Source organism: Methylobacterium sp. FW102-HT35C08, from assembly GCF_058790235.1.
Map to the genome: position 1 here is coordinate 4,097,800 of NZ_JBYTCL010000002.1, position 14,933 is coordinate 4,112,732.

At 71.8% G+C, this 14,933-nt stretch carries 7 protein-coding genes; 4 read left to right on the forward strand and 3 right to left on the reverse strand.

The window, feature by feature from the left end; genetic code table 11:
• Window positions 1-3: 3 nt before the first annotated feature.
• Together AC3WSN_RS19510 and AC3WSN_RS19515 are read right to left on the reverse strand one after the other, a co-directional pair.
• Window positions 4-894 (reverse strand): LolA family protein, encoded by an 891-nt coding sequence (locus AC3WSN_RS19510; RefSeq protein WP_492540154.1) that lies wholly within the window; start codon window positions 892-894, stop codon window positions 4-6.
• 136 nt (window positions 895-1,030) lie between these two features.
• The gene (locus AC3WSN_RS19515) at window positions 1,031-4,354 is read right to left on the reverse strand and encodes a DNA translocase FtsK (protein WP_492540156.1); all 3,324 of its coding nucleotides are present in this window, start codon (window positions 4,352-4,354) and stop codon (window positions 1,031-1,033) included.
• Window positions 4,355-4,660: 306 nt separating this feature from the next.
• Here AC3WSN_RS19515 and AC3WSN_RS19520 point away from each other — a divergent pair, with 306 nt between their 5' ends.
• Together AC3WSN_RS19520 and AC3WSN_RS19525 are read left to right on the forward strand one after the other, a co-directional pair.
• Window positions 4,661-6,724, forward strand: coding sequence for an NAD(+) synthase (locus tag AC3WSN_RS19520; protein ID WP_192709836.1), 2,064 nt, complete (start codon window positions 4,661-4,663; stop codon window positions 6,722-6,724).
• Between the two features lie 115 nt (window positions 6,725-6,839).
• Window positions 6,840-7,070, forward strand: a complete 231-nt coding sequence (locus AC3WSN_RS19525; RefSeq protein WP_238199733.1) for a hypothetical protein — start codon at window positions 6,840-6,842, stop codon at window positions 7,068-7,070.
• Window positions 7,071-7,295: 225 nt separating this feature from the next.
• Here the strand turns inward: AC3WSN_RS19525 and AC3WSN_RS19530 are convergent, their stop codons facing one another.
• Entirely contained in the window at window positions 7,296-10,742 is a 3,447-nt protein-coding gene (locus AC3WSN_RS19530; RefSeq protein ID WP_492540159.1) for an AsmA protein, read from the reverse strand.
• Window positions 10,743-11,180: 438 nt separating this feature from the next.
• On the opposite strand from AC3WSN_RS19530, the gene AC3WSN_RS19535 reads away from it, so the two are divergent.
• Both AC3WSN_RS19535 and AC3WSN_RS19540 read left to right on the forward strand, forming a co-directional pair.
• A complete protein-coding gene (locus AC3WSN_RS19535) occupies window positions 11,181-13,553 on the forward strand; it encodes an ATP-dependent helicase (RefSeq protein WP_192709833.1) in 2,373 nt (790 codons plus the stop codon).
• A gap of 563 nt (window positions 13,554-14,116) precedes the next feature.
• A complete protein-coding gene (locus tag AC3WSN_RS19540) occupies window positions 14,117-14,833 on the forward strand; it encodes a PhoH family protein (RefSeq protein ID WP_192709832.1) in 717 nt (238 codons plus the stop codon).
• Window positions 14,834-14,933: the final 100 nt, after the last annotated feature.

Genomic DNA, 14,933 nt, shown 5'->3' on the forward strand with positions numbered 1-14,933 from the left:
CCGTCACGGCTGCGTCTGCTGGATCTGCTGCTGCATCGCCTTGTCCTCGGCGCGGCCGTAATTGATGAAGAACAGGCTTCCGTCGACGCTCTTGCCCTTCTGCAGGTTCGAGAGCGTCACCGTGGTGAGGTAGCCCTGCGGATCGGTGATCCGCCACTGCGACAGGGTCTTCACGTCGGCGTCGAAGAACAGCTGGATCTTCGAGGTGCCGCCGAGGGTCGCGCGGTCCTCCAGGCTGATGCGCACGCCGCCCGGATCGTTGGCCACGTCGGTGACGGTGAGGTCGCGGGCGAGATCGATCTTTTCGCGCAGCAGGAATTTCAGCGGCGTCTGAGTGATGAAGTAGAGGTCCTGGGTGTTGAGCTTGCGGTCGCGAACCGCCACCGAGGTGCCGTCGGCGACGACCTCCAGGGGCGAGGGCTGATCGTAGTCGAAGCGCAGGCGGCCGGGCTTGGCCAGCGTCAGCTTGCCGCCGATCCGCCGCCCGTCGGCGCCGATCTGCATGAAGCTGCCCGTGAGGGTGTTGATGCCGTTGAAATAGGCGTTGGCCTGGGCCAGCAGCGTGGCGGGATCCGCCGAGTCGCCGGTGACGATCGCGCTCGGCGCGCCGACCGCCGCGACCTTGGGCTCGGGCGCCTTATGGTCGGCTTTGTCGCCGCCCTTGCCCGACTTGACGGGCTTCGATTCCTTGCTCGCTTCCTTGGTCTTGGGCGCGGGCTTCTTGGCCGGCGCGGGCGCCGCCGGGGCGGCCTCCGGCTGCGGTGCGGGCTCCTCCTTGTGGCCGAACAGGCTGTCGATGAAGGCGCCGACCTGCGCGTCGGCCGGGCTGGCGGTCGCGAGCCACAGCGCGGCGGCGATCAGGGTGCCGGCTGTGCGGATGCGGCGGCCGATCATCGGCAGAGTCTCCTGGGGGCCCAAAGGCGGGCTCCGGCGGCGAACAAGGGGCGGGACACAGGACTTAGAAACCCGCCCTGTGGCGAAGATGCGACGTCCGGGCCGCCCCCCCGTGGGAGGCGGCCCGGACAGCGTCTCACTCGTCGTCGTACATCCCGCTCGACATGTGCGGCGCGCCGGCGACCAGGATTTCGCGCTTGCCGGCATGGTTGGCCGGGCCGACGATCCCCTCGATCTCCATCCGCTCCATGATCGAGGCGGCGCGGTTGTAGCCGATCTGCAGCCGGCGCTGGATGTAGCTGGTCGAGGCCTTCTGGTCGCGCAGAACTACCTCGATCGCCTGCTTGTAGAGATCGTCCGAGTCGCCGCCGGCCGCCGCCGCGAAGGCGCCGATGTCGAAGACGGGCGCCTCCTCCTCGGGCTCGTCGGAGCGTTCGGCCTTGTCGGCCGCGGCCGCCTTGCCCCGGCCCCGGCCGCCCTCCTTGGCGGGCTCCTCGGGCGAATCGTCGGCGGTGACGGCGTCGAGGTAGCTGGGCCGGCCCTGGCGCTTGAGGTGGGCGACCACGCTCTCGACCTCGCTGTCCGAGCAGAACGGCCCGTGCACGCGCGTCGTGCGCCCGCCGCCGGCCATGAACAGCATGTCGCCCTGGCCCAGAAGCTGCTCGGCGCCCATCTCGCCCAGGATCGTGCGGCTATCGATCTTGCTGGTCACCTGGAAGCTGATCCGGGTCGGGAAGTTCGCCTTGATCGTGCCGGTGATCACGTCCACCGACGGGCGCTGGGTGGCCATGATCAGGTGGATGCCGGCCGCGCGCGCCATCTGCGCCAGCCGCTGGATCGCGCCCTCGATGTCCTTGCCGGCCACCATCATCAGGTCGGCCATCTCGTCCACCACGATCACGATGTACGGCAGAGGCGCCAGGTCCATCGCCTCGTCCTCGTAGACCGCCTCGCCGGTGTGGCGGTCGAAGCCGGTCTGGATCGTGCGCGTGATGGTCTCGCCCTTCTCGCGGGCCTCCTTCATGCGGGCGTTGTAGCCGTCGATGTTGCGGACCGCGATCTTCGACATCTTCTTGTAGCGCTCCTCCATCTCGCGCACGGCCCATTTGAGGGCGATCACAGCCTTCTTCGGGTCGATGACGACGGGGGAGAGCAGGTGCGGGATGCCGTCGTAGACCGACAGCTCCAGCATCTTGGGATCGACCATGATCAGGCGGCACTCTTCCGGCTTGAGCCGGTAGAGCAGGCTGAGGATCATCGTGTTGATCGCCACCGACTTGCCCGAGCCGGTGGTGCCGGCGACCAAGAGGTGCGGCATGCGCGCGAGGTCGGCGATGATCGGCTCGCCGCCGATGTTCTTGCCCAGACACAGAGCCAGCTTGTGCTTGCTCTCGGCGAAATCGGCCGACGAAAGCAGCTCGCGCAGGTACACCGTCTCGCGGGTCTCGTTCGGCAATTCGATGCCGATGACGTTGCGGCCGGGGACGACCGCGACGCGGGCCGAGACCGCCGACATGGAGCGGGCGATGTCATCCGACAGGCCGATCACGCGGCTGGACTTGGTGCCCGGCGCGGGCTCGAGCTCGTAGAGGGTGACGACCGGACCGGGCCGCACCGCCAGGATGTCGCCGCGCACGCCGAAATCCTGGACCGTCTGCTGCAGGTTGAGGGCGTTCTGCTCCAGCACGTCGGCATCGACCTCCTCGCTGCCGCCCGGCGCTGGCAGGGCGAGCAGGTCGAGGGACGGCAGCTCGTAGTCGGCGTTCTCGATCGGGGCGATCTCGAGATGGCGGCCGGCCGGGATCAGGTGTGCCCGAGGCGCCACCATCGGCACCGCGACCGGCGCTGGGACCGGCAGGGCAGCGACCGGCTCGACCGCGACGGGCTCGACCGCGACGGGCTCGGCCTCGACCTCAGCCTCGGCCGGAACCGGCTCGGGCTGCGGCGCCAGCTTGCCCCGGAGCAGGACCGGGCGCGGAGTCATCGGGATCACCACGCGCTCGGCTTCGGCACGCTCGGTGACCGAGGCGGCCGCCGTCGGCGCCGGGACGGCTTCGGGCTGGGCCGGGGGCGCCGGCGGGAGCGGGCTCGGCTGGCCGGCCGCGCGGATCGCCGCCCGAGCCGCCATGGCGCTCAGGACCGGGGCGCGGCGCGGGGCCTCCGGCTCGGCCGCGATGCCGGGGCCGAAGACCAGCGACAGACCGGACGCCGCCGGGGCGGCGGACGGCAGGAAGGCGCTCCGGATCGCCGCGGCCTCGTCGGTCCGCTGGCCGGATTCGACGCCGTTATCCTGCCCGTCGGCGGGCCGCGGCGGCTGGTCGAACCGCACGAGCCGGTCGAGCACGTAGACCGGCCGCGGCGGCAGGGAACGCAGGTGCGAGACGTCGAGGGGCATCGACACGAAGCGCTCGTCGGACGCCGCCGGCGCGACGACGCCCTCGGACGCCGGCACGGTTGCGGCGGGCGGCGCCTCCAGGGCCGACCAGGCGTCCACGGACGACCAGTCGCCGCCCTCGAACCAGGGCTGAACTTCGGACCAGTCCGGAAGGTCGGACCAGTCGCGGGCCGGGACGACCTCCTCGATCGCCGCCGCGACGACCGGCGCGGCCGTCACGGGGGCGATCACCGCCGTCGACGCGGCGAGCTCGACAGCGGGCCGGACCGGGCGGCGGTCCGGCGTGCGGAAGAAGCGGACGCCCGGCGGCGCGACGAAAGGCTGGCGCCACAGGGGCACCGCCTCCGCGTCCAGCGCGGCGGCTTCGGGCAGGGCCGGTGCGGCGGACAGGCGCTCGGCCTCCTCGGCGGCAAGTCGTGCGCGCTCGATGTGCTCGCGCTCCGCCTCGTCGCGCGCGGCCCGCTCGGTCTCCTGAGCGAGGGCTGCCGCCTGCGCGTCGGCGCGGGCGCGCTCCAGGGCGACGCGCTCGGCCTCGAGGGCACGCTGGCGGCGCTCCTGCAGCACCGAATCGGGCGTCCGGGTCCAGCGCACGGCCGAGGGCGCGGCCGGAGCCGGCACGGGTGCGGTGGCCGGCGCCTGCTCCGGCGCGATGGCGGAGGGACGGCGCGGCTGGCGCACCAGCACGCCCGGCGAGGAGGCGCTGCGGTCGATCCGGCTCTCGAGGACGGGCGCGTCCAGCGCGTCGAGGCTCGCCCGGTCGTCGAAGATCTGGGCCGGCCACTGGGGCTCCGACGGAGCGGCGCGCGGGGCGCGCTCTGCGGAGTCGCGGCCGACCATCGCGGCCGGCGCGGTGAGCCAGCTCGGCTCCGCCCGGCGTCCGGGGGCGCCGTAGGACGGGCGCGCGGGCAGGCCGGCCGGGGAGCCGGACAGGCGGCGGGTGAGGCTGGCGCGGAGCGCCATCAGCCGGTGCGCAAGGGCTCCCAGGGAGAGGCCCGAGCGGTCGCCGCCGCGCACAGGGCGGGCGGGGTCACGGTGGGAGTACGGAGGCCGTCCCGATGCGCGCATGGGTTCTCGAACGATACTCGAAACAGGGATCCGCCGACGCGCGGCGGCTGTCCCTGAGTTAGGCCATTCGTCGTTAATGGAGGCTTGCCACCGATTGCGGTGCGGAAACCATGCGGGGTCCTTCGCCCGACCGCCGCCTGGTCATTCCGGCGCGTCGCAGGTGGACCCCCGATGCCAAGGCGGCTGTGGAGGGCAGACGGAGGCCAAACTCCGTCCCGACGCGTTGACCGGCGTGACGCGGTGCTGCCACCACCCTGCCGCGTCCCATATAATATTCGCAGCCACCCCTCATCCGGACAGGTGCCCGTGTCGCAAGCCACCTCCGAATCGCCGGCGCGCTTCCGCTCCCTCTACCGCCACGGCTTCGCCCGTGTCGCCGCCTGCACCGGCCGCAGCCACCCGGCCGAACCCGAGCGCAACGCCGACGTAATCCTCGACCTCGCCCGGACCTGCCACGATTCGGGGGCGGCGCTGGCGGTGTTCACCGAACTCGGCCTCTCGGCCTACGCGATCGAGGACCTGCTGCTGCAGCAGACCCTGCTGGACGCGGTCGAGGCCGCCGCAGCCCGCGTGATCGCCGAAACGGCCAGCCTCCGGCCGCTGCTGCTCGTCGGCGCGCCGCTGCGCTGGCGCCACCGGATCTACAACTGCGCCTTGGCGATCCAGGGCGGCCGCCTGCTCGGCGTCGTGCCGAAAACCTTCCTGCCGAATTACCGGGAGTTCTACGAGAAGCGCCACTTCGCCTCCGGCGCCGGGATCCTGGGCGAGATCATCCGGGTCGCCGGTCACGAGGCGCCCTTCGGCGCCGACCTGCTGTTCCCGGCCGAGGATCTGCCGGGCCTCGTGGTCGGGGTCGAGATCTGCGAGGACCTGTGGGTGCCCGAGCCCCCCGGCATGCGCGCGGCGCTGGCGGGCGCCACGGTGCTGGCGAACCTCTCCGGAAGCCCGATCACCGTCGGCCGGGCCGAGTCGCGGGCGCTGCTGTCCCGGGCGGCCTCGATGCGCGGCGCCTGCGCGTATGTCTACGCCGCCGCCGGCCAGGGCGAATCGACCACCGACCTGTCCTGGGACGGCCAGACCAGCATCGACGAGTTGGGTGTGCGTCTCGCCGAGGGTGAGCGCTTCCCCGAAGGCCCGGTGACGACGACGGCCGATATCGACCTCGACCTGATCGCCCAGGAGCGGCTGCAGGCCGGCAGCTTCGACGACGATGCGCGGCGCCACGCCCTCCCCTATCGCCGCGTGCCGTTCCGGCTCAGCGCTCCGGAAGCCGATCTCGGCTTGATCCGGCGGATCGAGCGCTTCCCGTTCGTGCCGGCCGATCCGACGCGCCTCGCGCAGGATTGCTACGAGGCCTACAACATCCAGGTCGCCGGCCTCGCCAAGCGCCTGGAGGCCACCGGCACCCGCAAGGCCGTCATCGGCGTCTCGGGCGGCCTCGATTCGACCCACGCGCTGATCGTGATCGCCAAGGCCTTCGACCGCCTGGGCTACCCGCGCTCGGACATCCTGGCCTACACGCTGCCGGGCTTCGCGACCTCGAACGCCACCAAGACCAACGCCCACGCCCTGATGAAGGCGCTCGGCTGCACGGCGGCCGAGATCGACATCCGCCCGGCCGCCAAGCAGATGCTCGCCGACATGAACCACCCCTTCGCCAAGGGCGAGGCGGTCTACGACGTGACCTTCGAGAACGTGCAGGCGGGCCTGCGCACCGACTACCTGTTCCGGCTGGCCAACCACGCCGGCGGCATCGTGGTCGGCACCGGCGACCTCTCGGAGCTGGCGCTCGGCTGGTGCACCTACGGGGTCGGCGACCAGATGAGCCACTACGCGGTCAATGCCGGCGTGCCCAAGACGCTGATCCAGCACCTGATCCGCTGGGTGATCGGCAACGGCGAGGTCGGGCCGGACGAGGCACGCACCCTCCAGGCGGTGCTCGACACCGAGATCTCCCCCGAGCTGGTGCCGGTGGACCAAGACGACAGCCCGCAGAGCACGGAGGGCACGATCGGCCCCTACGCGCTGCAGGATTTCAACCTGTTCTACACGCTGCGCCACGGGTTCCGGCCCTCGAAAATCGCCTTCCTGGCGCTCCACGCCTGGGGCGACCGGGAGCGCGGATTCTGGGCGCCGGACTTTCCCGAGACCAAGCGTGTCGCCTACGACCTGCCCGAGATCCGCCGCTGGCTCGCCGTTTTCCTGACCCGCTACTTCGGCTTCAGCCAGTTCAAGCGCTCGGCGCTCCCGAACGGGCCGAAGGTCTCGGCCGGCGGCTCGCTGTCGCCGCGGGGCGACTGGCGGGCGCCCTCGGACGGGTCCGCGCGCATCTGGATCGAGGAGTTGAACCGAAACGTCCCTGAAACTTGACCGTCACAAACTCGACTGATTGTGCCATTATGAGCACGGTCAAGCCGATTTTTCGCAATGCAAGATCTTGTATTGGGAAAATTTGGCGCGAGGGCGGCCAGGCGGAGGACTTCGGATGCGAAGCTACAACCTGTTCCAGCTCAAGAGCGTGGAGGGCCTCTGCTGCGCGGTGCCGGAGGCGAGCAGCGTCCCGCCCTTCATCGGTGCGGGCCGCTGGACCTTCGGCGGCAAGCTCTGCGACGGCAGCCGGCAACCGCTCGACTTCGACGATCGGGCCGCCGACACGGCGGTGCGCTTCAACGGCTTCTACCTGTTCCAGACCGTCGACCGGCGCTTCATCGCCTGAGGGGATGGAGAACCAGTCCGGCGTGCGTTCCGGCGCCGTCCCTGTCGGGTGCGCCTGCGGCATACCCCGACGTCGGATCAACTGTCCGTGCGAATCCTGGGCACGACGGCAGCCATCGGCCGGCCAGACAGGACGCTATGCGGGCTGCCTCTCCCGCACCGGTCTCTGAGTTCACACAGCAGCTGCGCGGGTGTCGTCGGCCCAGTGGGCGAATCCCCTGAGCGATTACGGATGCTGCGCCTCGGCGGGTGCGGCCCCCTGCCCTTCGCCCTGCGCTCGGGCCCGCTGGGCAGCCTCCTCGGCGGCGGCGCGCTCGGCGGCCGCCTTCTCGGCCGCGGCTTTGTCGGCCGCAGCCTTCAGAGCCGCGGCGCGGGCCCGGTCCATCTCGATCCGGGCGCGGCGCCGCTGCCGCTCCACCTGGTCGGCCTCGGACAGCTCGATCGTCTCCAGTTCGCGCTGCAGCACGAAGGCGGCAAGCCCGTTCGACAGGGCGCCGACATCGAGACTCCGTTCGGGCGCGCTTAGCGTCCCCGTCAGCCCGAGCTGGACGGCCGGCGGGCCGGCATTCCAGCCCCGGGGCACCGGGCCGCCGGCGAGCGTGCCGCGGGCGTCGAGGCGGCCGGCACGCAGGTCGTAGCCGACCGTGCCGGTCCAGCGCGTGGGGCCGAAATCGATGTCGAGGGGACCGGCCCGCAGCACGCCGCCGACGATGGTGGCCGCGGCGCGGGCGGGGCCGCGTGCCTGCGCGCCGCCTTTCGCGAGTTCCTCGGAGACCAGGGCCTGGAGCCGTCCCTCGCGCAGCGGGTCGTCGATCTCGGCCGCCCGCGCCAGGGCCCGTCCGAGCCCGGCGGGATCGGCCTCGGGCACGCTCAGGTCCCGAAGGGTGAGCGTGCCGCTGCCCGAGAGACCCTCGCCGAGACCCGTCAGCGTCTCCGCCGTGGTGGAGACGCGCAGGTCGGCGCTCAGGCGGCCGCCGAGCGGGCTGCCCCCGGCGAGCGCCGGGATCGCGGCCGCGTCAATCTTGCCCTCGCCGGTGATCGCGGCGGCCGCCCCGAGCCGGGCGATCGTGGCCGAGCCCGCGATCCGTCCCCCGGCGAGCTTGGCCGTGAGGTCCTGCAGGGTCAGGCTCGTGTCGGTCAGCCCGAGAGCGACGGAAACCTCGGTCGCCACGAGGCCGCGCCCGAGCTCCAGGCTGGCGATGCGCGCGTCGAGGGCGGCGGACGGGTGCGGCGGCGGCGGCGCGAACCGGCCGCTCGCCTCCGTCGGAAGCAGCAGCGCGGCGGCGAGCTGCGGCAGCGACAGGCGGTCCAGGCCGAGACGGCCGCGCAGGGCCCCGCCGGGCGCCCGCATCAGCGTACCGGTCACGCCCGAGCCCGCGACCTTGCCCGTGAGGGCGGCGACGCTGTCGCTCCCGTCCCGCGACAGGGTGACGGCCAGGTCCGCCGGCCAGGCGCCCGGCGGGAGGCGCGCGGCCCCGGCGAGCGTCAGGAACGGGGCGAGATCGGCCGTGTCGGCCCGGACCTCGCCGCCGACGGGTACGGCGTCGGCCCCGATCTGGAGCGGCCGGCCGGTCGCGATCCGGAGGCCCGCCACGGTTCCGTCGATGGTGAGGGCGAGGGTGTCGGCGCCCGGTCGCTCGGCCTTGAGGTGCAGTTCGGCGGGACGCTGGAGGCCGGCGATGTCGGTCCGCCCGAACCACAGGCCGGCGCGCGGGGTCGTCAGGGTGGCGGTGCCGCCCTCGATCCGCGTCCCGCGGCTCGCCAGGATCAGGTCGAGGGTGCCGCCGCCGGCATTGCCCTTCGCCTGGGTGCGCAGGGCCTCGGAAGCGCCGCCCTCTCGGTCGAGGGCGACGGCGAGATCGAGGGGCGCGTCCCGCAGGAAGGCGGGCAGCAGGCGGATCTCGCCGACCCAGACCCGTTCGAGCAGGCCGAGCAGCGGCGCCGCCACCGGGGCCTTCAGGCGCCCCGAGACGCGGCCGGTCCCGTCCGCGCTGATCCGGCCGGAGAGCGCGGCGCTCGCGCCCGCGAGGTCGGTCACGTCGAGACTGTCGACCGCGAGGCCCGCGCCGTCCGACTGGATGCGCGCCGCGATGGTGCCGTTTCCAGAGCCCGCCGCCCCGAAGCGGACGTCCCGCGCCTCCAGGGTCAGAGCCAAGTCGAGATCGCGCAGGCTCCCCAGCGCCGTCCCGACGGGCGGGAGGCCGGCGATGTCGATGCCGCTCGCGCGGATCTGCGCCTCGAACCGCCCGCGCGTTCCGGTCTCCGCGGCGGTATAGCGGGCATTGCCGGTGATCCGTGCCGGCCCGAGGCCGAGCCGGAGGTTGCGCAGGGACAGGCTCGCCGCGTCGGCGGACACGTCGGCGGCAGCCTCGATCCGGCGTCCGTCGAGGAGCACGGTCAGGGGACCGTCCAGGCCGAGGCGGCGCAGGTAGCGGCCGAGCGCCTCGGAATCCGGCGCGCTCAGCACCACCGGGCCGGTCAGGCGGAACGGCGCGGTCTCGACCTGCCCGCTCACGCTGACGCTCGAGTCCGCCGGTCCGGTCACCGCGAGGCGGCGCAGCAGCAGGCCGCCCGCACGCTCCAGGGTGCCGGTGAGCGCGAGGTTCGACCATTCCTCGCCGCCCACCACGGCGCTGCCGACCGCGAGATCGAGGTCGAGCATGGCCGGCAGGCCCCCGGCCCAGCTCGGCAGGCCGCGGGCGATCAGGCTCTGGCCCTCGGGCGTGGCCAGGAACGCGTCGACGTCGAGGCGGCGGCTCTCCAGGTTCAGGCCGGCGCGCCACTGGCGCAGGTCGAGACGGCCGGTTCCGTTGAGCCGCAGGGCGCGGCCGCCCGGATCGATCGCGAGATCGACGTTCTCGAACCGCACCTGGGTGCCGCGGGCCTTGAAGGCCCCACCGATGGAAAACGGCAGGTAGGCGCCGGCGGCCTGGGTCGGCGGTCCGACCACGAGGCGGGCGGAGCCCTCGGCCTCGACCGAGACGGCGCGGCCGGATTCCGCCGGGACGAGGCCGAAGCGTGCATCCGCCTCGAACCGCGGATGCGCGTCGCCGCCGCCCGAGATCTTCACGGCGAGCCGCCTGTCGGGCCCCGGTGTGCCGCTGACGGCGCGGAACGGGATGCCGCCGCTCGTTCCCTCCACGCGCCAGGGCCCGACCAGGGCCGGCGCCTGGAGGGTCAGGTCCTGGACGTAGAGCTGGTCGGTCCGGCCGGTGGCCGGCACCTGCGTGGTGACGAGGAACTGCTGGACGTGCAGGGCCTCGATCGCGAAGTCGCGTGCGCGCAGGGCCTCGCCGAAATCGGTCGGCAGCTTCAGGGCGTCGGGTCCGGCGAGCGGGAGCTTGATCTCCGCCCGGCCGATCCGGGTCTCGGTGAAGCGGAACTCGCCCTTCAGGAGGGGCGCCAGGGCGATCTCGGCCTTGACGAACCGGGCGTCGAGCGTGGGCCGGTCCGCGTCGGCTCCCAGATGCAGCCGGTCGACACGCAGCCGGGGCGACGGCAGCAGGCGGACCTCGATCCGGCCGTCGGTCCGGGCCGGGACACCGATGGACCGGGTGATCGCCCGCTCGACCAGCGCACGATGGGCCTGCCAATCGACGAAGGGTGGGACGGCAAGCGCCGCCACGAGAACCAGGATGACGGCGCCCGCCAGCGCGGTCAGAAGATCACGCAATGGTCCCGTTCCGCACCATCTCTGCGCGAGGCCGCGGCCTCATCGTGCCGCCGCGCCCCGCCTGCCCCCGCGAGTCAGTCGCCACGGCCATAGCACGATAAGTCCCCGCGGGCGCCAGCGGCGATGCCGGCCCGGCTGCCGCGCCGTCAGAACCGCCGTCGCTCCGGGGTGCCTGGACTCGCACGGGAACACAGCAGGCGGGCAATTCGCAGCCGCTGTCCGCGCAGCGTCGCGCGTGGTTCCCGTGGCGTCGGCGGATCTGGATTCCGGGCTCCGCTTCGCGGCCCCGGAATGACGGCGCGCTGTCGTGGGGCGGTGGCGAGACGACGATCCAAGGTGCGTTTACCTGGGTGTTCGCCTTGCGCACGCCGGCCTTGGCTATCTCCATCGCGCGCGAACCACCTCGACGCCGTTCGCGATTTGGTCCAGGGATGCGGGATGCAGAACCGCCCGCACGCGCAGCCCGCCGGGGACGGCGCTCCCGCCTCCTCCATCGCCGCCCGCGCCATGGGCGCGCTCCGCCGCGACGCCGCCGCCTACCTCGAAGGCCTCAACCCCGAGCAGCGCCGCGCCGTCGAGACCACGGAGGGCCCGGTCCTCGTGCTGGCCGGGGCCGGCACCGGCAAGACCCGGGTGCTGACCACCCGCATCGCCCACCTGATCGCCACCAACCGTGCCCGACCCTTCGATATCCTGGCGGTGACCTTCACCAACAAGGCCGCCCGGGAGATGAAGCACCGGATCGGTGCGCTGATCGGCCCCGCCGGTGAGGGCATGCCCTGGCTCGGCACCTTCCACGCGATCGGCACCAAGATCCTGCGCCGCCACGCCGAGCTGGTCGGGCTCAAATCCGACTTCACCATCCTCGGCACCGACGACCAGCTCCGACTGATGAAGCAGGTGATCGCCGACCAGAACGTCGACGAGAAGCGCTGGCCGGCCCGCGCCCTGTCCCACGCCATCGACGGCTGGAAGAACCGCGGCCTCGGGCCGGAGCAGGTGCCCCCGGGCGAAGCCGCCTCTTTCGCGTTCGGCAAGGGCGGCACGCTCTACACCGCCTACCAGGCCCGGCTCGCGACGCTGAACGCTGTCGATTTCGGCGATCTTCTGCTCCTGTGCCTCAAGCTCTGGCGGGAAAATCCCGACGTGCTCGCCAACTATCAGGACCGCTTCCGCTACATCCTGGTGGACGAGTACCAGGACACCAACGTCGCCCAGTACCTGTGGCTGCGCCTGCTCGCGCAGAGCCGCAAGAACATCGCCTGCGTGGGCGACGACGACCAGTCGATCTACGGCTGGCGCGGCGCCGAGGTCGACAACATCCTGCGCTTCGAGCACGACTTCCCCGGCGCCGTGGTGGTGCGGCTGGAACGCAATTACCGCTCCACCGGCCACATTTTGGCGGCCGCCTCGGGGCTGATCGCCAAGAACGAGAGCCGCCTCGGCAAGACCCTGCGTACCGACGACGAGCCGGGCGAGCGCGTCACCGTGACCGGCGCCTGGGATTCCGAGGAGGAGGCGCGGATGCTCGCCGAGTCGATCGAATCCCTCCAGGCGAAGCAGCACCCCCTGTCGGAGATCGCCGTCCTGGTGCGGATCTCCGCGCAGATGCGCGAGATCGAGGACCGCTTCGTCCAGCTCGGCCTGCCCTACCGGGTGATCGGCGGCCCCCGCTTCTACGAGCGCGCCGAGATCCGCGACGCCCTGGCCTATCTGCGCGCCACCATGAATGTCAGCGATGACCTCGCCTTCGAGCGCATCGTCAACACGCCCAAGCGTGGCCTCGGCGACGCGACCCTGCAGCAGCTCCACACCTATGGCCGGGCCAACCGGCTGCCGCTGCGGATCGCCGCGGAGCGCCTGTGCGAGACCGACGAGTTGAAGCCCCGGGTCCGCTCGACCCTGCGGGCGCTGACCGAGAGCTTCTCCCGCTGGGCGCGGCTGGTGGAGTCGCAGCCGCACAGCGAGGTGGCGCAAATGATCCTGGAGGAATCCGGCTACACCGAGATGTGGCAGAAGGACCGCTCGGCGGATGCCGCCGGGCGCCTGGAGAACCTGAAGGAATTCGTCCGCTCGATGGAGGAGTTCCCCGACATGGCGGCCTTCCTCGAGCACGTCTCCCTGGTGATGGAAGCCTCCGAGACCGAGGGCGCTGAGCGCGTCTCCCTAATGACGCTCCATGCCGCCAAGGGGCTCGAATTCGACACCGTGTTCCTGCCCGGTTGGGAGGACGGCCTGTTCCCCAGCCAGCGGGCGCTCGACGAGAGCGGCCGGGCCGGCCTCGAGGAGGAGCGGCGCCTCGCCCATGTCGGTCTCACCCGGGCGCGCAAGCGGGCGAAGCTGTCCTTCGCGGTGAACCGGCGCATCCACGGGCTGTGGTCCTCGACCATCCCGTCCCGGTTCATCGACGAATTGCCCGAGACGGCGGTCGACGTGGTCGAGGCGCCCGCCCATTTCTCGGCCGGAGCCTCGCGGTTCGACCGCAACCCGACGCCGTTCGGGTCGAGCTACGGCACACCCGGCTGGCAGCGGGCGCAGGCCAACACGGCGCCGCAGGGCGGCCGCGGCTTCGGCTCCGCGCCGGGCGGCCGGTCCGGCGGCTTTTCGGGCGGTCCGCGCCAGATCGAGGGCGAGCTCATCGCCAAATCGACGGGCGCGCCGTCGGCGTTCGAGATGGGCCAGCGCGTGTTCCACACCAAGTTCGGCCCCGGAACGATCGCCGGCGTGGATGGCAATAAGCTGACCGTTGACTTCGACAAGGCCGGCCGGAAGATGGTCCTCGACAGCTTTATCCAGGCTGGATCGAGCTAGTCCCGCCGACCAAGCCCGGACGTTTCAGGGCGGCAGGGTCGGCCGGCTTCGCCCCTGCGGGCGGGGAGGATCCGCGATCGTGCCGGATGCCACGCCACTCCGTCCCGTACGGCATCCGGTCGAGGCTTTCCGTTCCCGCAATCCATCCCGGCATCGCGCGCGCTGCGCGGCGACCCAGGGCGGCGGGAGATGCACCAGCGTGGCACCGCTGGCTTTCTCCGCTCTGCTCCTGCGGTCGACGCGCGGAGGCGGCATCGATCCGGCCCACCCTGATGCATCCGCGCCAGCCGCGCGGCATTTTCGAAGCCCCGCCCCACACCGTCACCCCTTGGTCACACCCGGCGCGCAATCGTCGGGCGCGAAGCGCGCTGGTGCGGCAGTTGCATCGCGTATTCGGCCGCGTACGGCATGTCGTGACGCTCTCCACAGGCTGACGAACGCGGGGCGGAACCTTCGGTCTAGGGCCGGTATTAAGTCCGCAAACGAGTAGAACCGGGAGCAAGCAGGTAAACGGCAGTTCAGAAACAGATCCAGGTTGGCAAGTCCCGTTGGAGTGTACATCCATGAAGAGACGCCGCGCACGACTTGAACTGGTTGAAGACCGCACGTCCCGCATTCATCGCACACGCTTCGACGAAGAACGCAACCTCGCTCCGATCCAACCGCTCACCGAGCGGCAAGCCGAGTATCTCGACGCCCTCGCCCGCTCCCCGCAGGTCATCGTCCTGGGGCCGGCTGGCACCGGCAAGACCTTCATCGCCGGCACCCGCGCCGCGGATCAGCTCCGCCAGCGCCGCATCGCCAAGGTGGTGATCACCCGCCCGAACGTGCCCTCCGGCCGCTCGCTCGGCTACTTCCCCGGCACCCTCGAGGAGAAGATCGCCCCCTGGGTCGCCCCGCTGACCGAGGCCATGAAGGAGCGCATGGGCGCCGCCGCCTTCGACATCGCCCTCAAGACCGGTGACATCGAGATCGTCCCCTTTGAGGTGATGCGCGGGCGGACCTTCAAGAACTGCCTCGTGATCCTCGACGAGGCGCAGAACACGACGGTCAACGAGATCAAGATGTTCCTGACCCGCATCGGCGACGATTGCCAGGTCATCATCAACGGCGACGTCTCGCAGACCGATCTGCGCGAGACCTCGGGCCTGCGCACCGTGATGCATCTGATCAAGAGCCGGATGATGCCGATTCCGGTGGTGGAGTTCACCCGCAACGACATCGTCCGCTCGGGCATCTGCGCCGAATGGGTGAAGGCGTTCGAGGAAACGAATCTGTAACCCGGAAGTTGATGGCGGCGGGTCCTCGCAGACCCGCCGTGCCGTCCCGCGGCACGAGACGACTCTCCGTACCTCCCATCCGGGAGGATGAACCGGGCAC